25 protein-coding genes are annotated in these 25,076 nt (G+C 64.5%); 9 read left to right on the top strand and 16 right to left on the bottom strand.

Going from position 1 to position 25,076, the window contains the following annotated elements:
* Nucleotides 1-130: 130 nt before the first annotated feature.
* Nucleotides 131-652, bottom strand: coding sequence for a lactoylglutathione lyase (gene gloA, locus AC1RGE_RS07215; protein ID WP_011061675.1), 522 nt, complete (start codon nt 650-652; stop codon nt 131-133).
* A 198-nt stretch (nt 653-850) separates the two neighbouring features.
* Here gloA and AC1RGE_RS07210 point away from each other — a divergent pair, with 198 nt between their 5' ends.
* The gene (locus tag AC1RGE_RS07210; protein WP_015635885.1) at nt 851-1,378 is read left to right on the top strand and encodes a DUF4946 domain-containing protein; all 528 of its coding nucleotides are present in this window, start codon (nt 851-853) and stop codon (nt 1,376-1,378) included.
* Between the two features lie 230 nt (nt 1,379-1,608).
* Here the strand turns inward: AC1RGE_RS07210 and AC1RGE_RS07205 are convergent, their stop codons facing one another.
* The 3 genes from AC1RGE_RS07205 to AC1RGE_RS07195 all read right to left on the bottom strand — a co-directional run bounded on the left by AC1RGE_RS07205 (nt 1,609) and on the right by AC1RGE_RS07195 (nt 4,718).
* Nucleotides 1,609-1,974, bottom strand: a complete 366-nt coding sequence (locus AC1RGE_RS07205; RefSeq protein ID WP_011061673.1) for a histone-like nucleoid-structuring protein, MvaT/MvaU family — start codon at nt 1,972-1,974, stop codon at nt 1,609-1,611.
* A 243-nt stretch (nt 1,975-2,217) separates the two neighbouring features.
* Nucleotides 2,218-3,756, bottom strand: coding sequence for an EAL domain-containing protein (locus AC1RGE_RS07200; RefSeq protein ID WP_492583765.1), 1,539 nt, complete (start codon nt 3,754-3,756; stop codon nt 2,218-2,220).
* An 89-nt stretch (nt 3,757-3,845) separates the two neighbouring features.
* A complete protein-coding gene (locus tag AC1RGE_RS07195) occupies nt 3,846-4,718 on the bottom strand; it encodes a LysR family transcriptional regulator (protein WP_011061671.1) in 873 nt (290 codons plus the stop codon).
* Between the two features lie 85 nt (nt 4,719-4,803).
* On the opposite strand from AC1RGE_RS07195, the gene AC1RGE_RS07190 reads away from it, so the two are divergent.
* The 3 genes from AC1RGE_RS07190 (at nt 4,804) to hpaR (ending at nt 7,639) form a co-directional block, all read left to right on the top strand.
* Nucleotides 4,804-5,760, top strand: a complete 957-nt coding sequence (locus AC1RGE_RS07190; protein WP_492583763.1) for a DMT family transporter — start codon at nt 4,804-4,806, stop codon at nt 5,758-5,760.
* Between the two features lie 251 nt (nt 5,761-6,011).
* Nucleotides 6,012-7,088 carry a 4-hydroxyphenylpyruvate dioxygenase gene (hppD, locus tag AC1RGE_RS07185; RefSeq protein WP_011061669.1) on the top strand — a complete coding sequence of 359 codons (1,077 nt, stop codon included), beginning with the start codon at nt 6,012-6,014 and terminating at the stop codon, nt 7,086-7,088.
* 128 nt (nt 7,089-7,216) lie between these two features.
* Nucleotides 7,217-7,639: a homoprotocatechuate degradation operon regulator HpaR gene (gene hpaR, locus AC1RGE_RS07180; RefSeq protein WP_011061668.1), complete on the top strand. Its 423-nt coding sequence runs from the start codon at nt 7,217-7,219 to the stop codon at nt 7,637-7,639.
* Nucleotides 7,640-7,687: 48 nt separating this feature from the next.
* Here the strand turns inward: hpaR and rarD are convergent, their stop codons facing one another.
* From rarD to AC1RGE_RS07165, 3 genes are all read right to left on the bottom strand, one after another.
* Nucleotides 7,688-8,569: an EamA family transporter RarD gene (gene rarD / locus AC1RGE_RS07175; RefSeq protein ID WP_492583761.1), complete on the bottom strand. Its 882-nt coding sequence runs from the start codon at nt 8,567-8,569 to the stop codon at nt 7,688-7,690.
* A gap of 204 nt (nt 8,570-8,773) precedes the next feature.
* Nucleotides 8,774-9,787 (bottom strand): aldo/keto reductase, encoded by a 1,014-nt coding sequence (locus tag AC1RGE_RS07170; protein WP_053158935.1) that lies wholly within the window; start codon nt 9,785-9,787, stop codon nt 8,774-8,776.
* A 227-nt stretch (nt 9,788-10,014) separates the two neighbouring features.
* A complete protein-coding gene (locus AC1RGE_RS07165) occupies nt 10,015-10,914 on the bottom strand; it encodes a LysR family transcriptional regulator (RefSeq protein WP_011061665.1) in 900 nt (299 codons plus the stop codon).
* Between the two features lie 100 nt (nt 10,915-11,014).
* Between AC1RGE_RS07165 and AC1RGE_RS07160 the strand changes: the two genes are divergently transcribed.
* A complete protein-coding gene (locus AC1RGE_RS07160; protein WP_161466322.1) occupies nt 11,015-11,746 on the top strand; it encodes an SDR family oxidoreductase in 732 nt (243 codons plus the stop codon).
* Complete coding sequence (locus AC1RGE_RS07155; RefSeq protein WP_492583759.1) at nt 11,743-12,153, top strand: VOC family protein; 411 nt, start codon at nt 11,743-11,745, stop codon at nt 12,151-12,153. Before AC1RGE_RS07160 ends, AC1RGE_RS07155 begins: the two co-directional genes overlap by 4 nt.
* 78 nt (nt 12,154-12,231) lie before the next feature.
* On the opposite strand, the gene AC1RGE_RS07150 is transcribed toward AC1RGE_RS07155, so the two are convergent.
* Nucleotides 12,232-13,542: an MFS transporter gene (locus tag AC1RGE_RS07150; protein WP_011061662.1), complete on the bottom strand. Its 1,311-nt coding sequence runs from the start codon at nt 13,540-13,542 to the stop codon at nt 12,232-12,234.
* Between the two features lie 191 nt (nt 13,543-13,733).
* On the opposite strand from AC1RGE_RS07150, the gene AC1RGE_RS07145 reads away from it, so the two are divergent.
* On the top strand, nt 13,734-14,855 hold the full coding sequence (locus AC1RGE_RS07145; RefSeq protein WP_492583757.1) for a sugar diacid recognition domain-containing protein: 1,122 nt from the start codon (nt 13,734-13,736) through the stop codon (nt 14,853-14,855).
* Between the two features lie 469 nt (nt 14,856-15,324).
* Nucleotides 15,325-16,464: a glycerate kinase gene (locus AC1RGE_RS07140; protein ID WP_492583755.1), complete on the top strand. Its 1,140-nt coding sequence runs from the start codon at nt 15,325-15,327 to the stop codon at nt 16,462-16,464.
* Between the two features lie 102 nt (nt 16,465-16,566).
* Here the strand turns inward: AC1RGE_RS07140 and hpaI are convergent, their stop codons facing one another.
* The 8 genes from hpaI to AC1RGE_RS07100 all read right to left on the bottom strand — a co-directional run bounded on the left by hpaI (nt 16,567) and on the right by AC1RGE_RS07100 (nt 23,924).
* Nucleotides 16,567-17,367, bottom strand: a complete 801-nt coding sequence (gene hpaI, locus AC1RGE_RS07135; RefSeq protein WP_011061659.1) for a 4-hydroxy-2-oxoheptanedioate aldolase — start codon at nt 17,365-17,367, stop codon at nt 16,567-16,569.
* A 10-nt stretch (nt 17,368-17,377) separates the two neighbouring features.
* The gene (hpaH, locus tag AC1RGE_RS07130) at nt 17,378-18,181 is read right to left on the bottom strand and encodes a 2-oxo-hept-4-ene-1,7-dioate hydratase (RefSeq protein WP_015635875.1); all 804 of its coding nucleotides are present in this window, start codon (nt 18,179-18,181) and stop codon (nt 17,378-17,380) included.
* Between the two features lie 2 nt (nt 18,182-18,183).
* Nucleotides 18,184-19,491: an MFS transporter gene (locus AC1RGE_RS07125; protein ID WP_011061657.1), complete on the bottom strand. Its 1,308-nt coding sequence runs from the start codon at nt 19,489-19,491 to the stop codon at nt 18,184-18,186.
* A gap of 135 nt (nt 19,492-19,626) precedes the next feature.
* Nucleotides 19,627-20,016, bottom strand: a complete 390-nt coding sequence (locus AC1RGE_RS07120; protein WP_011061656.1) for a 5-carboxymethyl-2-hydroxymuconate Delta-isomerase — start codon at nt 20,014-20,016, stop codon at nt 19,627-19,629.
* A gap of 65 nt (nt 20,017-20,081) precedes the next feature.
* The gene (gene hpaD / locus AC1RGE_RS07115) at nt 20,082-20,939 is read right to left on the bottom strand and encodes a 3,4-dihydroxyphenylacetate 2,3-dioxygenase (RefSeq protein WP_041118526.1); all 858 of its coding nucleotides are present in this window, start codon (nt 20,937-20,939) and stop codon (nt 20,082-20,084) included.
* Nucleotides 20,940-20,993: 54 nt separating this feature from the next.
* Complete coding sequence (hpaE, locus tag AC1RGE_RS07110; protein ID WP_492583753.1) at nt 20,994-22,454, bottom strand: 5-carboxymethyl-2-hydroxymuconate semialdehyde dehydrogenase; 1,461 nt, start codon at nt 22,452-22,454, stop codon at nt 20,994-20,996.
* Nucleotides 22,455-23,255 carry a fumarylacetoacetate hydrolase family protein gene (locus AC1RGE_RS07105; RefSeq protein ID WP_019095470.1) on the bottom strand — a complete coding sequence of 267 codons (801 nt, stop codon included), beginning with the start codon at nt 23,253-23,255 and terminating at the stop codon, nt 22,455-22,457.
* 9 nt (nt 23,256-23,264) lie between these two features.
* Complete coding sequence (locus AC1RGE_RS07100; RefSeq protein WP_492583751.1) at nt 23,265-23,924, bottom strand: fumarylacetoacetate hydrolase family protein; 660 nt, start codon at nt 23,922-23,924, stop codon at nt 23,265-23,267.
* A 198-nt stretch (nt 23,925-24,122) separates the two neighbouring features.
* Between AC1RGE_RS07100 and hpaA the strand changes: the two genes are divergently transcribed.
* Nucleotides 24,123-25,052, top strand: a complete 930-nt coding sequence (gene hpaA / locus AC1RGE_RS07095) for a 4-hydroxyphenylacetate catabolism regulatory protein HpaA (RefSeq protein ID WP_011061651.1) — start codon at nt 24,123-24,125, stop codon at nt 25,050-25,052.
* Nucleotides 25,053-25,076 lie beyond the last annotated feature (24 nt).

Raw genomic sequence — 25,076 nt, 5'->3', positions numbered from 1 at the left:
GGGTTTTTTATTGCTGTGCCGGCAGGCACCGGCTTGTCGCTGAAGTGGCCGCTGGGTCTTGCGCCGCCCTTGAGAAAGGAAGTGCTGACAATCCAGCTTCTACACAGGCCGGCTTCGCACCTGCATAGGTTTACAGCGGTGCTGGCTGGATGATCTCGACCCAGTAGCCGTCCGGGTCCTTGATGAAGGCCAGGCTTTTCATCCGGCCATCGTTCAGGCGCTTCTGGAAATCGCAGCCCAGGGCTTCGAAGCGCTCGCAGGCGGCGACGATGTCCGGCACCGAGATACAGATGTGGCCGAAGCCGCGCGGGTCGCTGTTGCCGTTGTGGTAGGCGAAGGCTGGATCGTTCTCGGTGCCGTGGTTGTGGGTCAGTTCGAGAATGCCGGGAATCGACTTCATCCACTCGGTTCGTGCGCCAGCGTCTGCCGGGATCTGTGCCTTGTCCACCAGGGCCAGGAAGTACAGGCTGAACTCGGCTTCAGGGAAGTCGCGTTTTTCTACCAGGGAAAAGCCCAGGACCCGAGTGTAGAAGTCCAGGGAGCGAGTGATGTCCTTGACGCGCAACATGGTGTGGTTGAACACGAAACGGGCAGTGGCCGCATCCGGTTGGGCGGTCACGCCGGGAAAGGTATTGAGTTCGTTGAGGCTCATGGGCCCTCCAGAAGAAAGTGCGGCCAAGACTGCTTGCCGGGGCAAGCAGCCTTGGCTGGCAGTGGTTCGGACATCCTTGGGATCGGGCAATGATACGCAAGTGGGTCGGCTGGCGCCAAACCCAAAGCTCCTGATCTATTGCCCATTCCTGGCGCCGGGCTCAGACTTCCAGGCCCCTTTACCTCAGTGTGCAAACGCATGATCGAGTCTTTTAAGTTCCGCGCCGCAGCTCTGTTGCTACTGGCGCTGGCCGGTGTTGCAGAGGCCGAGCCGCAAGTGACCTGGCCCCAGGGCTGGACGGTGGAACCGCTGCCGGCCCAAGAAGGCGAAGAGGCCGCCAAGGTGTCCCGGCAGAGAGCGGTCAAGAGCGATACCGCTGGCAATCCACTCATGGTCATGGAGTTGACCATGACTCAGGTGGACAGTGGGCATGTAGTCAATCTGCAGGGGGTATTGCTGGAGATGCGCAAGTCGGTGCAAAAGGACTTTGCCCAGGGCGGTTATCAGAGTGTCTGTAACAAGATTCATGCCGCGCAGTTGAGTCGTCTCGAGGCGCTGGAGACTACTTGCACCATTACCCAGAATGGCCGGCATGTGCTCTCGCAAACATTGGTGGCGGCACTGAATGGGGATAAGGCTTATGTACTTTCATACGCTGGCCAGGCTGCGGCTTTTGCCGAGAGCCAGGATGAAATACTCGCTGTACGAAATGGCCTTAAACTTTAAGGAAAAATCTGAACCAATCGGTTCGCTTTCTGCAGGTTGCCCGTTCGTTAGCGAAAAGGCATTAAGCCTGAAGTTGCTCGGGAATCAGACGTTATTGCGCGATGTATCGGCTAGGGGGAGGGGTGGGATCCCGCTCGGCTCTTCCCTTAGATGCAAGTCGTAATAAGAATTTTCTTAATCAATGTAAAAGGCCCTACATATGCAGGGCCTTTTTCGGGGTGCGGCTTTGTTCAAGCGCGCAGCCAGGAATCCACAGTGGCGGCACCGTACTGTTCTTTCCAGGCCTTCAGGCCGCGGTGATTGCCGCCTTTGGTTTCGATCAGTTCACCGGTGTGCGGGTTCTGGTAGACCTTGACCACGCGGGCACGGCGCTGCTTGGGGGCGTTGGCCTGTGGCTGGCCGGCCTTGCCCTGGTTGGGATCAAGGATGGCGATGATGTCACGCAGGCTCTTGTCGTAGGACTTCATCAGGGCCTGGAGCTTTTCTTCGAACTCGATTTCCTTCTTGAGCCCGGCGTCGTTTTTCAGGGATTCAAGCTGCGCGAGCTGTTCTTGAAGTGCTTTTTCTGCAGCACGAAACTCAGCAAGTCTGGACAATATCTTCACTCCACTAGTCTATTTGGCTGATACAAACCACAAACAAAGCTATAAGCCATGAGCCGATTAAGGCTCGATTAAGTGGCCTACCTGTGAATCTTGTACAGGCGGGAAAAATTGTAGTAGTTAATGCATCGAGAGTAAATCAGGTTGTTCTTGTTAAATGCGATATTGACCAATTGATTCAAATTTGTGCAGGCCCCGAGTTGTTAGATCCAGTACTTTTTGTTCGGGTATGGCTATTTAATGGCGCGCCAGGGCTGCAACAAATTCGGCACTGGGCATGGGGCGTCCGAATAAATAACCTTGCAGGAAATCCACCCCTTTAGCTGCTAGATAATCCCGCTGTTCTGCAGTTTCAATACCTTCGGCGACAATGCCCAGATCGAGTTTGGCCGAGAGTTCGATAATGCTGTCGAGTATATGCAGGGACAGTGCGTCGGCACCGATCATGGCGACGAAACTCTGATCGATCTTCAAATAATCCACATTGAACTGGCGCAGATAACCCAGGCTGGAATGCCCGGTACCGAAGTCGTCGATGGCGATCATCACACCCAGTTCGTGCAGGGCGGCAAACAGCTGGTGGGTGGTGGCCGTGGGCTCGATCAGTTCGCGTTCGGTCAACTCCAGCACCAGGATCACCTTGCCTGGGGGGAAGCCGGCGAGGAACTCCCGGCAGTCCTCCAGCAACTGCAGGTCGTGGCAATGGCTGGCGGTGATGTTGATACCTATATGGAAACCGTCGGTAAAGTGCGCGGCATGGGGCGCCAGGGCTTGTTGGGTCTGCTGCATCAGCGAGCGGGTCATGGGCACGATCAGCCCCGAATGCTCGGCGAAGGGGATGAACAGGTCCGGGCGCACCAGCCCCTCTTTCGGATGCTGCCAGCGCATCAGGACTTCGATGCCGGCCCACGCCAGGGTGTCCCCGCGCACCACCGGCTGAAAGTACGGAATGAACTCCTGCGCCCCCAGTGCCCGTTGCAGCTCGTGGGTGGGGGAGGCGGAGCGCTTTTGCAGCCAGTGGGCAAGTACGCCCGCCGCCGCGCCGAAAAACACCAGCAGGCTGAACAGTGCCGGGTACTTGCTCTTCATGTAGTTCCACACGTCGCCCTCGGGAAACCCCGAGCTGACGCTGTAGGGATAGCGCGATGAGCTCAGTTGCTGGCTGGCCACGGCCGCCAGTGGCGGGCTGCCCTCGTGGACACGGCCGTCGCTGGACAGCCAATGCCCGCCGACCTGCAATTGCAGGTCGGCGAAGCGGCTGATCAGGCGCAGGGCATTGGTCAGGTGATAGCCGTCGATGGTGGCCAGGGCGGCGCGATCGCCCTCGCTCCAGCGATAGACCAGCAGGGCCGTGTCGGGGGTGACAGGGTTGCCGCTCATCAGCCAGAGGCGGCCGTCCACGTAGTCCAGGGGGTTGAGCGGGACTGCGAAACTGCCGAGCAGGGAGCTGCAATAGTTGTTGTTGCGCCACACCAGGTTGGTCGAGCGCACGAACGGTCGGCGGGTGACCTGTTCGCGCAGGGCCAGTTGCCGGACTTCATCACAATCGCGGCCCACCTGGGGCAGCAGCGCCCTGGCGGCGATGTCGGTGTTGTCGAGCATCAGGTCGAACTGGCGGATGGCCTCTTCGGCGGTTTCCAGGCTGCTGTGCATCAGTGTTCGTTCGGCCTGGGCGTAGAGGATGAGGGCGCCGAGCCCGATGGGAAGAAGCATGGCCAGCAATGTCCAGAAGGTACGGGTAGAGCGCTTCAATGGACCTTTGGCGGTCAGGGGCATGGATCGGACCTGTCGGCGGGCGAGGGGGAGGATGGCACCGGGGGGCATGGCCTCTGCGGCTGTCTTGATCATCGCAGGATAGCCGGCTTTTACCGGCGATAAAGGCGCTGCGCGTGCTGGATGAAGGCCAGGGCCGCCGGCGACGCCTGGCGTCGGTCGAGCACCGCGATCCCCACTTGGCGGCGCACGGCAGGCTCCAGGGGGCGGCTGGTGTAGCGCGGGTCCGCGGCCTGGGGCAGGGACAACTCGGCAACGATGCTCAAGGCATCGCCGCGGGCCACGGTTTCCAGGGTGCTCAGCAGTTGGGTGCTGCGGTAGCGGATATTGGGCCGCAGGCCGGCACCGATGAACAGGCGTGACACCAGCTCCGCCGAGCCGGCTTCGGTGAGCACGAAGGGGTCATGGCACAGTTGGTCCAGGCGCAGTTGCGCTTCACTGGCCAGGGCGTGGCTGGCTGGAATCAATGCCAGCAACTGGTCCTCGACCACAGGCACGGTGTCGAAGCGCTCCTGGGGCAACACCACGAAGCCCAGGTCCACCCGTCGTTCTTCCAGCCATTGCAGGACCTGGCGATCGGGGCCTTCGTCGATATGCACTTCGATGTCCGGATATTCGCGGCGGTAGTCGTGAAGAATCCGGGGCAGGAGGCGGATCGACGAGGTGGGGCCGAACGAGCCGATGCGCAAGGTGCCGCGCTTCATGCCCCGGGCATCCGCGGCTTCCTGGGCCAGGGTCGCCGCCAGGCCGAGCATGGCCCGGGCGCGCAGCAGCAACTGGGTGCCGATGTCGGTGAGTTCGACCTGGGCCTGGTGCCGGCGAAACAGGTCCACCTGCAGCTCCTGCTCCAGTGACTTGATGGCATGGGACACCGCCGACTGGGTGATGCCCAGGCGCGTGGCGGCGCTGGTAAAGCCCTGGAGTTCGGCCACCCGGGAAAAGATCTCCAGCTGGGTCAGGGTCATGAGTAAAAGCTCATTTTACGATGATCAAGCATTAGACAAAAAATGGTCGTGCAGTACAAACCCATTGCCTCAGAGCGTCTTGACCATGAGTGAAAGCAATATCAGCGGCCCCCTGGCGGGCGAATACCGGGACCTGGCGGTGTATGGCCGCCTGGCGACAGTCACCATGATCTGGGGCGGCACCTTCGTTGCCGGGCGCTACCTGGCCGGCGGGCTCTCGCCCTTGCTGGCCGCCAGCCTGCGGTTCCTGCTGGCCAGCCTGGCCTTGCTCGGCTTCATGGCCGTGGCGCGTATTCCCCTGGTGCGGCCCAGCCTCAGGCAGTTCGGCCAACTGGCACTATTGGGGTTCTTCGGGATCTTCTTCTACAACCTGTGTTTCTTCCTCGGCCTGGAGCAAGTCAAGGCTTCTCGGGCATCGTTGATCGTGGCCCTGAACCCGGCAGTGATTGCCCTGGCGTCCTGGGCGCTGTTCAAGGAGCGCCTGGGCCGGCGCACGCTGTTGGGCATTGCCCTGTGCCTCTGTGGCGCGGCCCTGGTGATCTGCAGCCGTGACCCTTCGGCCCTGGCGGCGCAGGCCGGGAGCTGGCAAGGCGACCTGCTGATTTTTGGCTGCGTGCTGGGCTGGGGCGTGTACTCGCTGTTCTCCAGGGGGCTGAACCACAGCCTGGGCTCATTGCAAACCGTGACCTGCTCGATCCTCCTGGGCACCCTGATGCTCTGCGCCGCCACCCTGATCCGTGGCGAGTTCGACCTGCAGGCGGTGGCTCGCCTGAACCTGGCCCAGGGCTTGAGCCTGCTGTACCTGGGCGTGCTGGGTTCGGCGCTGGCCTATATCTGGTATTACGACGGCTTGCGGCGGATTGGTGCCACCCGTTGCGGTGTATTCATCGCCCTCAATCCGCTGACGGCGGTGATCCTCGGCGCGCTCGTGCTGGGAGAACAGTTGAGCCCGGTGATGGGGTTGGGCGGGGCGCTGATTCTCGGCGGTATCTACCAGTGCAACAAACCCCTTGCGGGCGGGGCAAAAAAGGCGATTTTATAGAGAATGCGGACAAAGGCTTTTACGCTGTGTAGAATCCGGTTACGCATACAATAATAAAGTCTTCTGGCAGCAGAAGCCTCGCCCCCCAGCCTGTAAGACAGGGTCGAAATGAAGATTCTCGGGTTTCAACTGATCTATGGTGACTTCCTCGCCCGCAGCGTGCGCGGTATCTCCTGTGCGCCACCGTCCCTTCTCAGCATTGCTAGCAACTAACGATCCGTTAATTCTAAAAATATGATGAGGCGCCAACCATGGCAGATATCTTCGAAAACCCAATGGGCCTGATGGGCTTTGAATTCATCGAATTTGCATCGCCTACCCCCAACACCCTCGAACCGATCTTCGAGATCATGGGTTTCACCAAAGTCGCGACCCATCGTTCCAAAGACGTGCATCTGTATCGCCAGGGTGCGATCAACCTGATCCTCAACAACGAACCCCACAGCGTCGCTTCCTACTTCGCGGCCGAGCACGGCCCGTCGGTGTGCGGCATGGCGTTCCGGGTCAAGGATTCGCAAAAGGCCTACAACCGCGCCCTGGAACTGGGCGCCCAGCCGATTCACATTGAAACCGGCCCGATGGAACTGAACCTGCCGGCGATCAAGGGCATTGGCGGCGCGCCGCTGTACCTGATCGACCGTTTCGGCGAGGGCAGCTCGATCTACGACATCGACTTCGTGTTCCTCGAAGGCGTGGACCGCAACCCCAAGGGCGCGGGCCTGAAGATCATCGACCACCTGACCCACAACGTGTACCGCGGGCGCATGGCCTACTGGGCCGGCTTCTACGAGAAGCTGTTCAACTTCCGCGAGATCCGCTACTTCGACATCAAGGGCGAGTACACCGGCCTGACTTCCAAGGCCATGACCGCTCCGGATGGCATGATCCGCATCCCGCTGAACGAGGAATCGTCCAAGGGCGCCGGGCAGATCGAGGAGTTCCTGATGCAGTTCAATGGCGAGGGCATCCAGCACGTGGCCTTCCTCACCGACGACCTGGTCAAGACCTGGGACGCTCTGAAGAAGATCGGCATGCGCTTCATGACCGCGCCACCGGACACCTACTACGAAATGCTCGAAGGGCGCCTGCCGAACCACGGCGAGCCGGTCAACGAGCTGCAATCGCGGGGCATCCTGCTGGACGGTTCTTCGGAAGCCGGCGACAAGCGCCTGCTGCTGCAGATCTTCTCGGAAACCCTGATGGGCCCGGTGTTCTTCGAATTCATCCAGCGCAAGGGCGACGATGGCTTCGGCGAGGGCAACTTCAAGGCGCTGTTCGAATCGATCGAACGCGACCAGGTGCGTCGTGGCGTACTCGCCACCGAGTAAGCCCCGGCACGCTTGAGTCCAAGGCCCGATCAGGAGGTTTCTGGTCGGGCTTTATTTTGCCTGTCGGTTGGCGATTGTGAATGTGTTAATGTTTCGCCCCCGATTCCCAGCCCCTGACCGATGCCTCGATGAACACACCCAGACCTTCCCTGACCTTGACCCTGTTGCAGGCCCGTGAGGCCGCCATGGCGTTTTTCCGTCCCTCGCTGAACCAGCACGACCTGACCGAGCAGCAATGGCGGGTGATCCGCATCCTGCGCCAGAACGGCGAGCTGGAGAGCCATCAGCTGGCGAAGATGGCCTGCATCCTGCCGCCGAGCATGACCGGCGTGCTGACCCGCCTGGAGCGCGACCAGTACGTCAGCCGGCGCAAGTCTCCGGAAGACCAGCGCCGCCTGTTCATCACCCTGACCGACAAGGGCCAGGCCTGTTTCGAATCCATGAGCGGCGACATGGAAATCAACTACCAGAAGATCCAGCAGCAGTTCGGCGAAGACAAGATGCAGGCCTTGCTGGCCCTGCTCAACGAACTGAAGCAGATCAAGCCCTGAGCCTGTACCGCAGGCCTTGATGCACGCGAGATACCCCCGCAGCCGGGCTCAGCCCCGGTGCTGGCGCAGCAGATGGCGTACGCCTTCGAGCACCAGGACCAGCACCGCCAGCCAGATCGGCACGTAGGTCAGCCATTCCCCGGCCTTGATGCTTTCCCCCAGCAGCAGCGCCACCAACAGCAGCAGTACCGGTTCCACATAGCTGAGCAGGCCGAACAGGCTGAAGGCCAGCAAGCGGCTGGCAATGATGTAGCACACCAGCGCCGAGGCACTGATCACCCCCAGCACGGGAATCAGCAGGTACAGCCAGGGTTGGGCCGCGACCACGGCAATGCCCTGTTCGCCGCTCTGCACCACCCACAGCGCCACCGGCATCAGCAGGGCCATGTCCACCCACAGGCCGCCCAGGTGGTCGGTGCCCAGGCGCTTGCGCAAGACGAAATACAGCGGGTAGCCCAGGGCCACCACCAGGGTCGCCCAGGAAAAGCTGCCCACCTGGTACAGCTCGTTGAGCACGCCGATGCAGGCCAGCACCGCTGCCAGCTTCTGCAGCCGCGACAGACGTTCGCCATAGACGATGCGTCCGGTCAGGACCATGGTCAGCGGCAGCAGGAAATAGCCCTGGGATACATCCAGGCTGTGGCCGTTGAGCGGTGCCCACATGAACAGCCAGAGCTGCACCCCGACCAGCGCCGACGACAGCAGCAGCGCCGGGCCCAGCACGGGCTTGCTGCGTACCCGTCGCAGCACTTCGTCGACCCGATGCCATTCACCGGCCAGCAGCATGAACAGGGTCATGCAGGGCAGGGTCAGCAACATCCGCCAGCCGAAGATCTCCACCCCGGTCAGGGGCGCCAGCAGCGAGGTGTAGAAATACATGACGGCAAACAGCACCGACGCCAGAACCGATAACGCAATACCTTTAGACACGCAGTCCTCGTAGAACCCGAACGCTCGGGATGCACAAAAAGAAGGGGAGAGTGGAGCGAGGGGGAATATAGAGGGTTTGCCCCGGGATTTTTGCTCTGTTTGCGACACCCCGGCGGGAAAATTTCTCGTTTGTGGCGCGGCCCGGCCTTCCAGGGAAAGGCCGGACTGCGATGGCCGCTGGGTTTGCGCGGCCAGGGTCCGTGTTTAGCCCAGGTGCGCAAAACGTCCGGAGACAAAATGGCCGACATCATTGAAACCGGGTGTCGAGGCGTGCCCCGGGGTCACCAGCGCGTCGATGAAGGCTTCGTCCTCAGGGCTGATCTTCACCTCCAGGGCCCGGGTGTAGGCGTCCCACTGGGCTTCAGTGCGCGGGCCGACAATGGCCGAGCTCACCGCCTGGTTGTTCAGTACCCAGGCAATGGCGAACTCGACGATCCCGGCCCCGCGCCCCTGGGCGTATTCCTGGATCTGCTGGGCGATGCGCAGGGATTCGACCCGCCATTCGGTCTCCAGGATGCGCTTGTCCTGGCGCCCGGCGCGGCTGGCGGCGTCCGGGGCGACGTCCGGCGCATACTTGCCGCTGAGCACACCACGGGCCAGGGGGCTGTAGGGCACCACGCCCAGGCCATAGGCGCGGGCGGCGGTGATCTGCTCGCCCTCGGCCTGGCGGTTGACGATGTTGTACAGCGGCTGGCTGATCACTGGGCGGTCCACCCCCAACTGGTCGGCGACTCGAATCGCCTCGGCAATCCGCCAGCCACGATAATTGGACAGGCCCCAGTAGCGGATCTTGCCCTGGCGCAACAGGTCGCCGATGGCCGAGATGCTCACTTCCAGAGGCGTGTTGTGGTCTTCGCGGTGCAGGTAGTAGATGTCCAGGTAATCGGTGCCCAGGCGGGTCAGGCTGGCCTCGATGCCGTTGAAGATGTGCTTGCGGCTCAGGCCGCTGCGGTTGGGCACGCCGTCCACCGGACCGAAGCCGACCTTGGACGCCAGCACCCACTCATGGCGGTGGCTGGCAATGGCTTCGCCGACGATCTCCTCGGAGCGGCCCTGGGTATAGACGTCGGCGGTGTCGATGAAGTTGATCCCCTGGTCCCAGGCCTTGTCGATGATACGCAGCGAGTCTTCGGTACTGGTCTGCTCGCCGAACATCATGGTGCCCAGGGTCAGGGTGGAAACCTTGAGACCGGAATGGCCGAGGGTGCGATAGCTCATGGGTGGAATCCTTGTGCTAGAGGGCTGGCCAGTGCGTTTCCGGCCATGGGGGCGACCATCAAATACCACAACGCCGGGCCTCTGCAATGCCTGAATGGCGCCTCCTTGCCGGCATAGGTGCCCGTGAGGTCGCCTTCGCTGGCAAGCCAGCTCCTGCAAGGAGGTTCCGTAGGAGCCGGCTTGCCGGCGAACCGCGCAGCGGCCAGCCGTCCCGGAGCCGCTGCGGGTCAGGGGCACAGCGCCCGGCAGCGCTGCAACACAAAGCTGTGCAGCAGGCGCACCCGCTGGGAAACCTGTAGGCGATGGGGGCACAGCAAGTTGAAGGGGGCCGGTTCCCCTTGCCAGTCGCCGAGCAGCGGCACCAGGCGCCCGGCGCGGATGTCCTCGGCCACATCCAGCCGGGCCTTGTAGACAATGCCGTGGCCGGCCAGGGCCCAGCGCCGGGCCACCTCACCGTCGTCGCACAGGTAATCGCCACGCACCAGGACTTCGCGGGTTTCGCTGCCGCGGCTGAAACGCCAGCGGTCATAGGGCTGGCCGTTGCGCAGGTACAGCAGGGCGCTGTGCCCGGCCAGCGCCTCGGGGTTTTGCGGCACCCCGCAACGGGCCAGGTAGGCCGGGCTGGCGCAGGCGATGCGCCGGTGCCCGGGGAGAATCGGCAAGGCCACCAGGCTGGAATCCTCGGGCACGCCAAAGCGCAGGGCCACATCCACAGCGTCGCGGAACAGGTCGGCGTGGCGATCATCGAGCCGCAGTTGCAGGCGCAGTTGCGGGTGCTCGGCCTTGAATTCATCGAGCCAGGGAAGCAGGGCATTGCGCCCGAAGTCCGAGGGCGCCGACAGTTGCAGCACCCCGGCCAGGCCCAGGCTCTGCTGCTTGAGCGCCAGCTCGCCGTCCTCCAGGGTGGCCAGGGCCAGGCGCACGCTTTCCAGGTAGCGGCGGCCTTCCTCGGTGAGCCGCATGCTGCGGGTGGAACGCGCCAGCAGACGGCTGCCGAGGCGGGTTTCCAGGCGCTTGAGGGCGATGCTGGCGGCTGCGGCGGTCAGGCCCAGGGAGCGGGCCGCGGCGGAAATGCTCCCGGCATCGGCGGTGCGTACGAAGATTTCCAGGTCCAGTATCGAGCTCATTAATAAAAATTCTTTAAAGATCTTTGCGTTTTAGCTGGATTTTTCCTCGATTGGCAAGCTGGGAAGATGCAATCACTTTCAATCGCAGCAGGTGATCGCAATGACTCTTTCCAACTCAAGCCTGGCCCAGCAAACCTTGGTGGTGATTGGCGCCGGCAGCGGCATTGGCGCCGCGGTGGCGCGCCAGGCCGCGGCCCGTGGCGCTCGGGTGGTACTGGCGGGGCGCAGCCTCGAGGCCTTGCAGCGCCAGCAGGCACAGCTGCCGGAATCGGCCTGCAGCATCGCCGTGGACATTACCGATGCCGCCAGTCTCAAGGCCTTGTTCGCCAGGGTGGGGGCCTTCGATCACCTGGTGATCAGCGCCGGTCCGGCCATTGCCGCCAAGCCCCTGGCCGACACCGATCTGCTGGATGCCCAGCGGGCTTTTGAGGTGAAGTTCTGGGGCGTGTGGCGCGCGGTCCAGGCGGCGCTGCCGACACTCGCGCCGCAAGGCAGCATCAGCCTGACCTCGGGCCTGCTGTCGCGCAAAATGGTCCCCGGGCAAGTGCTCAAGACCACCCTCAACGCCGCCCTCGAAGCGCTGGGCAAGCACCTGGCCAAGGAGCTGGCGCCACGCCGGGTGAATGTCATCAGCCCCGGGGTCACCGCCACCGAAGCCTATGCCGGGATGCCCGAGGACGCTCGCGAAGCGATGTTCGCCCGCACCGGTGCCAACCTGCCGGTGGGCCGCGTCGGCCAGCCGGATGAGGTGGCGGCGGCCTTTATCCTGGCCATGGAGAACGGCTTTATCAGCGGGAGCCTGATCGATGTCGATGGTGGAGGCCTGCTATGAACTGGCGCTTCGATCACCTGGCGTTCAACTGCGCCGAGGGCGAGGCGTTGCAGCAGGCCTTCGCCGATCTGCTGGGCCTGCAAACGGGTCGGCGGCCGCCGTTTCCCTTTCCCGGGCGCTGGTTGTACCAGGGCGAGGCGGCGCTGGTGCACGTCATCGAACAGGCCCATTGCCCTGAGCCGCACCTGAGCCACATCGCCTTCAGTACCCAGGAGGCAGCCGAAGCCGTGTTGCGCCGGGTGCAGGCCAGTGGCCTGGAGCATCAAGTGGCGCAGGTGCCGGAAGACGGCATCTGGCAGATCTTCGTCCGCTTGCCCGGCGGCCTGGTGCTGGAATTGGATGCTCCGGCGATGGGGGCGTTGAGCATCAGCCACGACTACGCCGGACAAGGTGGGGCACCGGCCTGAACCCAGCCATGAAAAAGCCCGTTGGAGCCGAGGCTCGAACGGGCTTTTGTCGTGGCCGGGGCTGTGTAGTGCCGGGGCTTAGCGGTTTAGGGTGCGGGTCATGCGCAGCGCCAGCAGGCTGCCGGCAACAATCACCCCGGCCAGCAGGTACAGCGCGGCGTCGGTGGAACCGGTGCTGTCCTTGACCCAGCCGACGATATAGGGGCTGAGGAAACCGGCCATCTGGCCCATGGAGTTGATCAGCGCCAGGCCACCGGCAGCTGCACCGGCGCTGAGCAGGGCAGTGGGCACCGGCCAGAACATCGGCAGGCCGGTGAGGGCACCCATGGTGGCGAGGGTCAGGCCGAGAATGGCGATGGCCGGGTTGGCGGCGAAGTTAACCGCGATCAGCAGCCCCACGGCGCCCATCAACATCGGCACTACAAGGTGCCAGCGGCGCTCCTTGCGCAGGTCCGCCGAGCGCCCCACCAGCAGCATGAACACCGCCGCCAGCAGGTAGGGAATGGCGCTCAGCCAGCCGATCACCAGGTTGTCGGCAAACCCCAGGTTCTTGATGATCGACGGCAGCCAGAAGTTGATCGCGTAGACCCCGCTCTGGATGCAGAAGTAGATCAGGCCGAAGGCCCAGATCGCCGGGTTCTTGAACACCGCGGCCAGGGAGTCGCTGGCGGTCTTGGGCTGGTTGGCGAGGTCGCTGGCCTGGTCGGCCTCCAGCACTGCGCGTTCAGTCGGGGTCAGCCACTTGGCATGGGCGAAGCTGTCGCTGAGCAGGAAGAACGCCAGGGCGCCGAGGATCACGGTAGGAATGCCCTGCAGCAGGAACATCCACTGCCAGCCGGCGAGGCCGCCCTGGCCGGCGGCGAAGTGGTTGAGGATCCAGCCGGAAAACGGGCTGCCCAGCAGGCCGGACACCGGGATCGCCGACATGAACAGGGCCATGATCCGGCCACGGCGGAAGGTCGGGAACCACTGCGAGAGGTACAGCACCACGCCGGGGAAGAAGCCGGCTTCGGCGGCCCCGGTGAACAGGCGCAGGGTGTAGAACTGGGTCGGCGTGGTGACGAACAGCAGGCAGGTGGACAAGGTGCCCCAGGTGATCATCATCAGCGCGATCCAGCGCCGCGGGCCGAACCGGTTCAGTGCCAGGTTGCTCGGCACGCCGCACAGCACGTAGCCGATGAAGAAAATCCCGGCACCCAGGCCGTAGACCGTTTCGCTGAATTTCAGGGCATCGAGCATCTGCAACTTGGCGAAGCCAACGTTGACCCGGTCGAGGTAGTTGAACAGGTAGCAGACGAAGATGAAGGGGATCAGGCGCAGGGTGATGCGCTTGTAGACGGCGTTCTTGTCGTCAGCCTGGGCCAGTGGGGCAGCGGCGCTCTGTGACATGGTGTGTCTCTCTTTATTATGATTTTTTGCGGTGCAAGGGTAACGTTGACCGCCCTGAGAGTCTCGGTCACCGGCGCGGGCCTGTCTTTGTGCCGGCGCACAGCGATTGGCCCCTGGCCCTGTGCCACTGAACAACGCCGCGTACCCCGCGGCCCGTCCCCGCAGCTGTAGCCGTCAAGGATCATCCCCCCATGTTCGAACTGGATCATGACCTGGCGCAGGATATCGTCGACCGTACGATGGCGATCCTGCCCTACAACGTCAACGTCATGGACAGCCAGGGCCTGATCCTTGGCAGCGGCGAGCCGGAGCGTATCAACACCCGGCACGAAGGCGCGCAACTGGTGCTGGCCAACGGCCGGGTGGTGGAGATCGACGAACCCACCGCGCGCCAGCTCAAGGGCGTGCAGCCGGGCATCAACCTGCCGTTGCTGCATGACCAGCGGCTGATCGGGGTGCTGGGCATTACCGGCGACCCGGCGCAGTTGCGCACCTATGCCGAACTGGTGCGCATGACCGCCGAGATGCTGGTGGGCCAGCGCCACCAGCAGGCCGAGCAGCAATGGCGGCGCCAGCGCTGCGACGACCTGCTGGCCCTGCTGCTGAGCGACGGCGGCGACTCACCGCGGCTGGTGGATGAAGCCCAGCAGATGGGCCTCAAGCCACAGCTGGCGCGTACGCCCTATCTGTTCGAACTGGCCCAGGAACCGGCCTCGGGGCAGGGCGTGGATAGCCTCAGCAGTTGGTTGCTGAGCCGCTATCCGGACAGCTGGTGCGTCAGCTCGTCGAAGAGTTCCCTGCTCTGGTGCCGCCCGGCGAGCCTGAGCCTGGACAATCCGCGGCTGCTGGAAAAGCTCGACGGCCACGGCTGGAACATCCTGCGGGTGGCGGTGGGCGGGCAGGCCGAGGGCCTGGCCGGATTGCGCCGCTGCTACCGCCGGGTCGGCGACCTGCTGGCCTACGGCCGGGATATCCTGCCGGACGCGCGATTGCTCACCCTCAACCGCTACCGGCTGCCGGTGATGCTCTGGCGCCACCGCAACGATGACGCCCTGGACGAACTGCTGACGCCGTTGCGCAAGGTCCTGGCCAAGGACAGCAACGGCCAGTTGCTGGCGACCCTGCGCAGCTGGTGCGACCACGACGGCCAGAGCCAGGCCTGCGCCGATGCCCTGGGCATCCACCGCAACAGCCTGCGCTACCGCATGGAACGGATAGCCGAGCTCAGCGGCGTCGACCCCTTGCGCCTGGACGGCATGCTGGCTCTTTATCTTGGCGTACAGCTGCTGCCCCACCGCAGCGAGCCGGCCTGATTTATCGCGCCGATCTCCACCATCGCCTATCCCGATCCAACAGGGGTGGTAGCCGCTGCCGAGCCTTGGCGAGGCTGCGAAAAGGCCCGTAGGGCCTTGCTTGGCAATCTCCAGCCAAACCTGTATCGCTTCCAAGACCTTCGCGAGCGCTACGCGCCCGTTCGCAGCCTGCGGCAGCGGCTACAGGCCCAGGAGGATTTAACGGGTCTGTAGCCGCTGCCGAGCTTCAGCGAGGCTGCGCAAAGGCCCGCAGGGCCTTGCCTGGCAATCTCCAGCTAAACCTGTATCGCTTCCAAGACCTTCGCGAGCGCTACGCGCCCGTTCGCAGCCTGCGGCAGCGGTTTCAACGCTAGGCGAGGTTGCGCGGTTGTAGCAATGAACAATAAAGCGCCCTCGGACTTGTGCAGTGGCCCGGGGTCAGCGCCTGCGCCAGATGGCAGCATGGCGGCACAAGAACCGGAGAAAGCCCATGAAGATCATCATCGCCCCCGACTCGTTCAAGGACAGCCTGAGTGCCGAAGGCGTGGCCCAGGCCATTGCCCAGGGGCTGGCGGATGTGTGGCCCGACGCCGAGCTGTGCCAATGCCCCATGGCCGACGGTGGCGAAGGGACGGTGGAATCGATTCTCGCCGCCTGTGACGGGCAACTGCGCAGCAATCGGGTCCAGGGGCCGCTGGGAGCGATCGTGGAGGCGCGCTGGGGCTGGCTGCCCCAGAGCCACACGGCAATCATCGAAATGGCCGAGGCCAGTGGCCTGCAACTGCTGGCGCTGGAGCAGCGCGATGCGTGCAACAGCAGCACCTTCGGCACCGGGGAGCTGATCCAGGCCGCTCTGGAGGCCGGTGCCCGGCGCATCATCCTGGCCATCGGCGGCAGCGCCACCAACGACGGCGGCGCGGGGGCCCTGCAGGCGCTGGGGGTCAAGCTGCTGGACCGCGAGGGCCGGATACTGCCTCGCGGCGGCCTGGCCCTGGCCGACCTCGCCCACATCGAACTGGATGCCATGGACCCGCGCCTGGCCCAGGTGCGCTTCGACATCGCCGCCGACGTCAACAACCCGCTGTGCGGCGAGCACGGCGCTTCAGCCATCTTCGGCCCGCAGAAAGGCGCCTCGGCGCAGCAGGTGCAGCAACTGGACCAGGCCCTGGGACACTTCGCCGACCTGTGCGCCCAGGTACTGCCCAAGGATGTGCGTGATGAACCCGGCAGCGGCGCGGCCGGTGGCCTGGGGTTTGCCGCCAAGGCGTTTCTCGGCGCGCAATTTCGTCCCGGGGTGGAAGTGGTGGCGGAACTGGTGGGCCTGGAACAGGCGGTGCGCGGTGCAGATCTGGTGATCACCGGTGAAGGTCGCTTCGACGCCCAGACCTTGCGCGGCAAGACCCCCTTTGGCGTGGCGCGCATCGCCCGTGAGCAGGGGGTTCCGGTGATTGTCATTGCCGGCACCCTGGGCGAGGGCTACCAGCAGATGTACGCCCACGGCGTGGATGCGGCCTTCGCCCTGACCTCAGGCCCCATGAGCCTGGAACAGGCCTGCCGCGAAGCCCCGCGCCTGCTGCGCGAACGCGCCGCCGACATCGCCCGCCTCTGGCGCCTGGCCAGCAACCACTAGGCACCCCCGTAGGAGCTGGCTTGCCAGCGAATAGGCCCTCAAGCCTTGCCGCATCCGCAAGACCGCCTTCGCCGGCAAGCCGGCTCCTACAGCCATCGCCCGTCAGTAAACCCCACCCTCGCTGGTGGGGGCGTCCAGGGTTTTGTACTGGCCGGCCAGGCTCTGCAGGCCCTTCATCAGGACGGTGGTATCCACGCCCACCGCGACAAAATTTGCCCCCAACTCGATGCAGCGCCGCGCCAGTCGCTGATCGGCACTGAGAATCCCTGCGGCCTTGCCCGCCCGACGAATCCGCACGATGGCGTCTTCAATCGCGGCCACCACGTCGGGGTGCCCGGGGTTGCCCCGCTGGCCCATGGCCGCCGACAGGTCCGCCGGGCCGATAAACACCCCGTCGACCCCGTCCACCGCGAGAATCTCATCCAGGTTGCGCAGGCCTTCGAGGTTCTCGATCTGCACCAGCAGGCACATCTGCTCGTCCGCCTGATCCAGGTAGCCGGCGATGCTGTTCCAGCGCGACGCCCTGGCCAGGGCACTGCCTACGCCACGAACCCCCAGTGGCGGATAGCGCATGGCGCGCACCAGCTGGCGTGCCTGCTCGGCGCTTTCCACCATGGGGATCAACAGGGTCTGGGCGCCGATGTCCAGCAATTGCTTGATCAGCGCGGTATCGCCAATGGGCGGGCGGATAATGCCTTGGGCTGGGTAAGGGGCAATGGCCTGCAACTGCGCCAGCAGGCTGCGCAGATCGTTGGGCGCGTGTTCGCCGTCCAGCAGCAGCCAGTCGAAACCGGCGTTGGCCGCCAGCTCGGCACAGTAGCCGTCCGCCAGGCCCAGCCACAGGCCAATCTGCGGTTCGCGCTGTTGCAGGCGTTGCTTGAACAGGTTCAGTGGCATGTCCATGGCCGTCTCCTCAGACAAAGCGGCAGGCGATGCTGCCCAACTGATCGTAGTCCACGTGGAATACATCTCCGGGACGGGCGGCCACCGGGCGAGTGAAGGAGCCGCCAAGAATGATCTGCCCGGCCTCCAGGCCGACGTCATAGGCCGCGAGCTTGTTGGCCAGCCAGGCCACGCCCTTGGCCGGGTGGTTGAGCACCGCGGCAGAGACCCCGGACTCCTCGATCACGCCATTGCGGTAGAGCACCGCCGGCACCTTGCGCAAATCCACATCCCCTGGACGCACGGCGCGGCCACCCATCACCACCCCGGCGTTGGCGGCATTGTCCGAGATGGTGTCGAAGACCTTGCGGGTGGCCTGGGTCTGCGGGTCCACCTGCTGGATGCGCGCATCGATGATCTCCAGCGCCGGGATCACCCAGTCGGTGGCGTCCAGCACATCGAACAGGGTGCAGTGGGGCCCCTTGAGCGGCTTGCCGAGGATGAACGCCAGTTCCACCTCGACCCGGGGCACGATGAAGCGCTGGAAGGGAATGTCGCTGCCTTCATCGAACAGCATGTCGTCCAGCAGGGCGCCGAAATCCGGCTCGGTGATGTTCGAGGAAACCTGCATGGCCCGTGAGGTCAGGCCAATCTTGTGGCCCACCAGCTTGCGCCCGTCGCGGATTTTCTGTTCCACCCAGCTGCGCTGGATGGCGTAGGCATCTTCGATGCTGATAGCGGGGTATTGCAGGGACAGCTGGCCGATCTGTTCACGGCTGCGCTCGGCGGCGTTGAGGCGCGCGGCGGCTTCCTGGATATCCGAGGGGCTGAGCATGGTTATTTCTCCCGAGGGTTGACGATATGAGCCGGCACCTGGAGCACCAGCCAGGCGCCGCAGGCAATCAGCAGGGCCAGGGCGTAGAGGGCCAGGCTGGCGCTTTGGGTGGCGTCGCGCACCACGCCGATCAGGTAAGGGGCAAGGAACGCGGCGACGCTGCCGAAGGAACTGATCAGGGCGATACCCGCGGCCTGGGTGCTGCTGGCGAGAAAGGCCGGCGGCAACTGCCAGAACATCGGCAAGGCGGCGCTGGCGCCCATGCCCGCCACCAGCAGGCCGAACATCACCAGCCAGGGGTTGTCCGGGGCCAGCCCGGTGAGGATCAGCCCCAGGCTGGACATCAGCAGCGGCACCCCCAGGTGCCAGCGGCGTTCGCGCAGGCGGTCCGAGGAGCGGCCGACGCCGAGCATGAACAGGCAGCCTGCCAGGTAGGGCAGGGCACTGAGCAGGCCGACATTGCTGTCCCGGGCGATGCCGGCGTGGTGGATCAGGGTCGGCATCCAGAAGGCGATGGTGTTCACCGCCAGCATCACCGCGAAGTAGATGCACACCAGCAGCCAGACGTGGCGGTCCCTGAGGATGCCGCTGAAACGGGTGATGGACTTGTGCTGTTCTTCCTGTTGCAGGGCCTGCAGCAGCCAGGTCTTCTGCGCCGGGGTCAGCCAGCCCACCTGTTCGATGCTTTCCGGCAGGGCCTTGAGCACCACCAGGCCCAGCAGCACCACCGGCAGGCCTTCGATGAGGAACATCCACTGCCAGCCGCGCAAGCCGCCGAAGTCGTGGAAGCTTTCCAGGATCCACCCGGAGAGGGGGCCGCCAATGACTCCGGCCATGGGCACGGCGATGGCGAACAGGGCGGTGACCTGGCCGCGGCGGCTGGCCGGGAACCAGCGGTTGAGCAGCACTAGGATGCCGGGGAAGAAGCCGGCCTCGGCGACCCCCAGCAGAAAGCGCAAAACATAGAAGCCCCAGGCGCTGTCCACCAGCATCAGGGCGCTGGACAGCAGGCCCCAGACCAGCATCAGGAAGGCGATCCAGCGCCGTGGGCCGACCCGGTCCAGGGCCAGGTTGCTGGGCACCCCGAACAGCGCGTAGGCGACGAAGAACAGCCCGGCACCCAGGCCATAGACGCTGTCGCTGAAGCCCAGGTCCTGGGTCATCTGCAGCTTGGCGAAACCGATGTTGATGCGGTCCAGGTGAGCAAAGATGTAGCAGACGAACAACAGCGGCATCAGCCGCCAGGTGATCTTGCGATAGCAGTCATCGACCTCGGCGACCGGCGCCGTGGCAAGGGTTGAGTGGGGCATGGCAATGATCTCGTTATTGTTCTTGTGTGGGTGGCCGGCCTGCAGGAGCCGGCTTGCCGGCGAAGGCGGATCCGGGGCTGGCACAAGGCCTGAGGGCCGCTTCGCTGGCGAGCCGGTTCCTACCGGCGGCTACCCTCAGGCTTGTCCGCGCAGGAACTCGTGCACGTTGTTGTGCTTGAAGTTCAGCTCGGCATCCAGCTCGCTCATTTCGAACGACAGGGCCAAGAGGCGCTGGCCCTGAAGCTCGGCGAAGTGCGCCTTGATGATCTCGAACAGGCCTTCGGCGACCTGGCGTCGTGTGGCCAGGTCGCGGCCGGCTCCCACTTGCAGGCGCATGTGGACGAAGGCGTAGTCGTGCTTGCCGTCGGCCATGCGCCAGGTGTCCAGGCGCACCCCGCGGCTGCGGATGCCGCCCAGGGGGAACACGCCAGTGGCGCCCAGGTAGTCATGGACCTTTTCGAACAGCCCCGGCAGGTCGGCGGCCTGTTCGATGTTGTCGGTGTATTCAGCGATGAAATGCGGCATGGGGAACTCCTTCGCAAGTGGCCGGCGGGAACCCGGCCGCTTGCGAGTCAGGGGGGCAGCTGGGCCTAGACAGGGAAGATGGCGTTGATCTGGCCGGTGCCGGAGCTGCCGAACAGCGGAGTGACGATTTCCGCTGGGCGGTTGTATTCAGGCCCGCCCAACAGCCCCAGGAGCATGGCCGTATCGTGCATTCCGCCCTCGCCATGACAGCTGCTGGCGTAGTCCGGGAGCATGGCGCAGAACTCGCGGAAGCGGCCCTGCTGCCACAGCTCCACCACCCGCTGGTCCACCTGCTTGTCGAATTCCCGGGTCCAGTTGTGGATGTTGGCCTCGGCCTCGCGGTCGTTGGAGAAACGGTGGGAGAGGGAGCCCGACGCCAGCACCAGGACCTTGCGATCGCTCTTCTCGATGGCCCGGCGCACCGCGGCGCCAAAGGTGAAGCTGTCTTCGAGGCGGTGCCAGGCGCACCAGGCGGCGATGGACACCACCTTCAAGTGCTCGGCAGCGGGCACGTCCATGTGCATGTAGCGCATGGGCACCAGGGTGCCGTACTCCAGTTCCAGGCTGGGAATGTTGTGGGCCAGGGTGCGCACGTCGGCGGCATTGGCCTCGGCGGCGATCAGCTCACCCAGCTCCGGGCAGCCCTGGTAGTCGTAGGTCATGTTCTTGATGAAGTGCGGCAGCTCGTTGCTGGTGTAGGTGCCGTTGAACGCCTCGCCGCAGTTGATGTGGTACCCGCTGTTGACCAGCCAGTGCACATCGAACACCACCGCGGTGTCGGCCCCCAGCTCCCGGGCCCGGCGGGCGATCTCCTTGTGCCCGGCAATGGCCGCCTCACGGCAGCCGTGGTGTTTGCCCGGCAGTTCGGACAGGTACATCGATGGTACGTGGCAGACCTTGGCGGCCATGACGACTTCGCCCATGGTGCTTCTCCTGAAACATCTTCTTGTTGGGGTGATCCGGGACGGTTCTGAACCTTACACGCCCCAGCGCGGTATGTGGTGGCTGCCCATGGAGAGGCAGACGTTCTTGATCTCGGCAAAGACCTCGAAGCTGTATTCGCCGCCTTCGCGACCGGTGCCCGAACCCTTGATGCCGCCGAAGGGCTGGCGCAGGTCGCGCACGTTCTGGCTGTTGATGAACACCATGCCGGCCTCGATGCCACGGGCCAGGCGATGGGCCTTGCCGATGTCCTGGGTCCAGATGTAGGAGGCCAGGCCGTACTCGGTGTCGTTGGCCAGTTGCAGGGCCTGGGCCTCGTCCTTGAACGGGATCAGGCACACCACCGGGCCGAAGATCTCTTCCTGGGCGATGCGCATCTGGTTGTCCACGTCGGCGAACACCGTGGGCTGGATGAACTGCCCGCGGGCCAGGTGCGCCGGCAGGTTGGCCGGGCGTTCCAGGCCGCCGGCCAGCAGGGTCGCGCCTTCTTCCAGGCCGATGCGGATATAGCCGGTGACCTTGTCGTAGTGGGCCTGGGTGATCATCGAGCCGACCTGGGTCTTGGGGTCCTGCGGGTCACCGACGATCAGGCGCCTGGCCCGGGCGGCGAACTCCTTGACGAACTGCGGGTAGACGCTTTCCTGGATGAAGATCCGGCTGCCGGCGGTGCAGCGCTCGCCGTTCAGGGAAAAGATGGTGAACAGCGCGGCGTCCAGGGCCCGTTCCAGGTCGGCGTCCTCGAAGATCAGCACCGGCGACTTGCCGCCCAGTTCCATGGAGTACTTCTTCAGGCCCGCGGTCTGCATGATCTTCTTGCCGGTGGCGGTGCCGCCGGTGAAGGAAATCGCCCGCACGTCCGGGTGGCGCACCAGGGCATCACCAGCAGTGGCGCCGTAGCCCTGGACGATGTTCAGCACCCCGGCGGGAATCCCGGCTTCCACCGCCAGCCGGCCCAGCTCATTGGCGGTCAGCGGCGACAGTTCGCTCATCTTCAGCACCGCGGTATTGCCCAGGGCCAGGCACGGCGCGGTCTTCCAGGTGGCGGTCATGAACGGCACGTTCCATGGCGACACCAGGGCGCAGACGCCCACCGGCTGGTACAGGGTGTAGTTGAGCATCTGGTCGTCCACCGGATAGCTGTGGCCATCCATGCGGGTGCAGACCTCGGCGAAGAAATCGAAGTTGTGCGAGGCCCGGGGAATCAGCACGTTGCGGGTCTGGTGGATCGGCAGGCCGGTGTCCAGGGTTTCCAGCTCCGCCAGATGCGGCACGTTCTCCTCGATCAGCGCCCCCAAGCGGCGCATCAATCGCGCGCGCTCCTTGGCCGGGGTGTTGGCCCATTTCGGGAAGGCCTCCTTGGCCGCGGCCACCGCCTGGGCGATTTCCTCGGCGCCACCGCTGGCCACTTCGCCGATGGCGTCACCGGTGGCGGGGTTGTAGTTGGTGAACACTTCGCGGCTTTCGACTTCGCGGCCGTTGATCCAGTGCTTGATCATTTATGCGTGCTCCTTGGCCACGGCAGTGGGCTCCGGGTGGGCGTGATGGGTGAAGAATTCGCTTTCGCTGACGATGCGGTTGACCAGCCGGCCGATGCCTTCGATTTCCACCACCACCTCATCGCCGGGCACCACGTCGGACAGGCCTTCGGGGGTGCCGGTGGCGATCATGTCCCCCGGTTGCAGGGTCATGAAGCCGGACAGGTATTCGATGAGGTAGGGGATGTCGAAGATCATGTCGGCGGTGCTGCCTTGCTGGCGCAACTCGCCGTTGACCCAGGTGCGCAGGGTCAGGTTGTTGGGTTCGGGTACCTGGGCCGCGTCGATGATCCACGGGCCTACCGGGGTGGTGGCATCGCGGTTCTTCACCCGCAGGTTGGGCCGGTAGTAGTTCTCCAGATAGTCGCGGATCGCATAGTCGTTGCACAGGGTGTAGCCGGCCAGGTAGTCCAGGGCATCCTCGCGCTTGACGTTGCGCGCGGTCTTGCCGATCACCGCCACCAGCTCGCACTCGTAGTGCATGTAGGCGACGTTGTCCGGGCGCCAGGTCACCTGTTTGTGGCCGGTGTAGGTGCCGGGAGACTTGATGAACACCAGCGGTTCGGTGGGCGGCTTGAAGGCCAGCTCGGCGGCGTGGTCGGCATAGTTCAGGCCCAGGGCGAACATGGTCCCGGTGGCCGGCGGCAGCCACTGCACCTGGTCTTCGGCCAGGACCCGGCCGTCTTCCAGTTGCAGGGTGTTGGGGCCGGTGACCAGGGCCTGGTGGACCTGGCCCTGATAACGAATGCGTGCATGTTTCATGTCGGTTCCTTATTCGGCCACGATGGTGTTGGCGAGGCGGCCCAGGCCGCTGATCTGCACTTCGACCCGATCGCCGGGGCGTACATCGACCCGGCCTTCCGGAGTGCCGGTGATCAGTACGTCACCGGGGTGCAGGGCCATGAACTCGCTGATCTCGGCAATCAGCTGGGGAATGCTGCGCACCAGGTTGGCGGTGCTGTTGTGCTGCACCCGCTCGCCGTTGACCCACAGCTCCAGGCTCAGGGCATGGGGGTCGGGCACCTCGGCGGCCGGTACCAGCTCCGGGCCCATGGCGCAGAAGCCGTCCCGGCACTTGGCCTTGACCGCGGGGCGGTAGTAGCTGTCTTCCGGCAGGCTGAATTCGTTGACGATGGTGTAGCCGGCCACGTGTTCCAGGGCGTCTTCCAGGCGCACCCGGCTGGCGCGCTTGCCGATCACCACGCCCAGGGCCGGGCCGGGCTGCAGGCGCTCTACACCTTGGGGAAACACCACCGGCGCCTCATGGCTGTTGCGGGTGTTGGGGGTCTTGATGAACAGCACCGGCTTCACCGGCGGCTTCTGGTAGGGCGGCTGGGTGAAGCTCTGCAGATGGCTCTGCAGCAACCCCTGGTAGTTCAGCGCAACGCCGAACAGGGTGCCGCCGGCGTGATCGTTCAGTGCACGGCTCATCGGGCTCTCCTGGTGTCCGTACCCGTAGCGGCTTGCCGCTGGCGGGTCGATTTCGTTAATGTGTTAACGTTATATTTAATATGTTAATGATCGTCAAGCGATGGACTGCCCGCTTCCATCCCGCAGTGGCGGGCAAGCTGCGAATCACGCAGGATGCGCAGGGTCCGCGTGGATCAAAATAAAAAACAGAAGGGCGCCATGAACCCACGCCAACCGATTCCCAACATCAACATCGGTCAGGTCTACGACCAGCGTTACGCCGATGCCCAGGTGCACTACGACAAGCTCAGCAACCTGGCCGGCTTCTTCGGTCGCAACATGCCGGTGCATCGCCACGACCGTTTCTTCCAGGTGCATTACGTGCAGAGCGGCGCGGTGCGGGTCTACCTCGACGATCAGCAGTATCTGGAGTCGGGGCCGATGTTCTTCCTGACCCCGCCGACCATTCCCCACGCCTTCGTCACCGAGGCCGACAGCGAAGGCCATGTGCTGACCGTGCGCCAGCAACTGGTGTGGGAGTTGATCGGCGCCGACCCGGCACTGGCCCCGGCGCCCCAGGTGCCGCCGGTGTGCGTAGCCCTGGCGCGCCTGGGGCCGCAGTTCGCCGGCGAAGTACGACGCCTGGAGGGCCTGTTCCATGAGTTGCAGCGGGAGATTGCCGGGCAGGGCCCGGGGCGCGAGCCGGCGCTGGAAGCCCTGACCCGGTTGCTGATGATCAGCCTGCTGCGGTTGTCGGCCAACTCCCTGACGGCGCGCCCGGCACGCCATGAAGACCTGCAGATCTTCCACCGCTTCAACGAGCTGATCGAGGCCCGCTACCTGGAGCACTGGCCCCTGGGCCGCTACGCCAGCAGCCTGGGAGTGACCGAGGCGCGCCTCAATGATGTCTGCCGGCGCATCGCCGACCTGCCGTCCAAGCGCCTGGTGCATGAACGGGTGATGCAGGAGTCCAAGCGCCTGCTGCTGTTCACCGGCAGCTCGATCAACGAAATCTGCTACCAGCTGGGCTTCAAGGACCCGGCCTATTTCAGCCGGTTTTTCCAGCGTTACGCCAAGACCGCGCCGGGGGAATACCGCTTGCGCCAGGGGCAGGCGCCTGCCCCTGGCGCAAATGCGCCGGGTGCCTGATCCCTGGGGCAGGGCTGATGCCAT

It is taken from the genome of Pseudomonas sp. GW823-FHT02C05, from assembly GCF_058797595.1.
Note: the sequence above shows the minus strand (reverse complement) of the source record. Positions and strands in the feature narration are given on the sequence as shown.

Coding starts and splice junctions, on each gene's coding strand:
- gloA (WP_011061675.1), bottom strand. CDS start 652: ATGAGCCTCAACGAACTCAATACCTTTCCCGGCGTGACCGCCCAACCG.
- AC1RGE_RS07210 (WP_015635885.1), top strand. CDS start 851: ATGATCGAGTCTTTTAAGTTCCGCGCCGCAGCTCTGTTGCTACTGGCG.
- AC1RGE_RS07200 (WP_492583765.1), bottom strand. CDS start 3,756: ATGCCCCTGACCGCCAAAGGTCCATTGAAGCGCTCTACCCGTACCTTC.
- AC1RGE_RS07195 (WP_011061671.1), bottom strand. CDS start 4,718: ATGACCCTGACCCAGCTGGAGATCTTTTCCCGGGTGGCCGAACTCCAG.
- AC1RGE_RS07190 (WP_492583763.1), top strand. CDS start 4,804: ATGAGTGAAAGCAATATCAGCGGCCCCCTGGCGGGCGAATACCGGGAC.
- hppD (WP_011061669.1), top strand. CDS start 6,012: ATGGCAGATATCTTCGAAAACCCAATGGGCCTGATGGGCTTTGAATTC.
- hpaR (WP_011061668.1), top strand. CDS start 7,217: ATGAACACACCCAGACCTTCCCTGACCTTGACCCTGTTGCAGGCCCGT.
- AC1RGE_RS07170 (WP_053158935.1), bottom strand. CDS start 9,787: ATGAGCTATCGCACCCTCGGCCATTCCGGTCTCAAGGTTTCCACCCTG.
- AC1RGE_RS07165 (WP_011061665.1), bottom strand. CDS start 10,914: ATGAGCTCGATACTGGACCTGGAAATCTTCGTACGCACCGCCGATGCC.
- AC1RGE_RS07160 (WP_161466322.1), top strand. CDS start 11,015: ATGACTCTTTCCAACTCAAGCCTGGCCCAGCAAACCTTGGTGGTGATT.
- AC1RGE_RS07155 (WP_492583759.1), top strand. CDS start 11,743: ATGAACTGGCGCTTCGATCACCTGGCGTTCAACTGCGCCGAGGGCGAG.
- AC1RGE_RS07150 (WP_011061662.1), bottom strand. CDS start 13,542: ATGTCACAGAGCGCCGCTGCCCCACTGGCCCAGGCTGACGACAAGAAC.
- AC1RGE_RS07145 (WP_492583757.1), top strand. CDS start 13,734: ATGTTCGAACTGGATCATGACCTGGCGCAGGATATCGTCGACCGTACG.
- AC1RGE_RS07140 (WP_492583755.1), top strand. CDS start 15,325: ATGAAGATCATCATCGCCCCCGACTCGTTCAAGGACAGCCTGAGTGCC.
- hpaI (WP_011061659.1), bottom strand. CDS start 17,367: ATGGACATGCCACTGAACCTGTTCAAGCAACGCCTGCAACAGCGCGAA.
- hpaH (WP_015635875.1), bottom strand. CDS start 18,181: ATGCTCAGCCCCTCGGATATCCAGGAAGCCGCCGCGCGCCTCAACGCC.
- AC1RGE_RS07125 (WP_011061657.1), bottom strand. CDS start 19,491: ATGCCCCACTCAACCCTTGCCACGGCGCCGGTCGCCGAGGTCGATGAC.
- AC1RGE_RS07120 (WP_011061656.1), bottom strand. CDS start 20,016: ATGCCGCATTTCATCGCTGAATACACCGACAACATCGAACAGGCCGCC.
- hpaD (WP_041118526.1), bottom strand. CDS start 20,939: ATGGGCGAAGTCGTCATGGCCGCCAAGGTCTGCCACGTACCATCGATG.
- hpaE (WP_492583753.1), bottom strand. CDS start 22,454: ATGATCAAGCACTGGATCAACGGCCGCGAAGTCGAAAGCCGCGAAGTG.
- AC1RGE_RS07105 (WP_019095470.1), bottom strand. CDS start 23,255: ATGAAACATGCACGCATTCGTTATCAGGGCCAGGTCCACCAGGCCCTG.
- AC1RGE_RS07100 (WP_492583751.1), bottom strand. CDS start 23,924: ATGAGCCGTGCACTGAACGATCACGCCGGCGGCACCCTGTTCGGCGTT.
- hpaA (WP_011061651.1), top strand. CDS start 24,123: ATGAACCCACGCCAACCGATTCCCAACATCAACATCGGTCAGGTCTAC.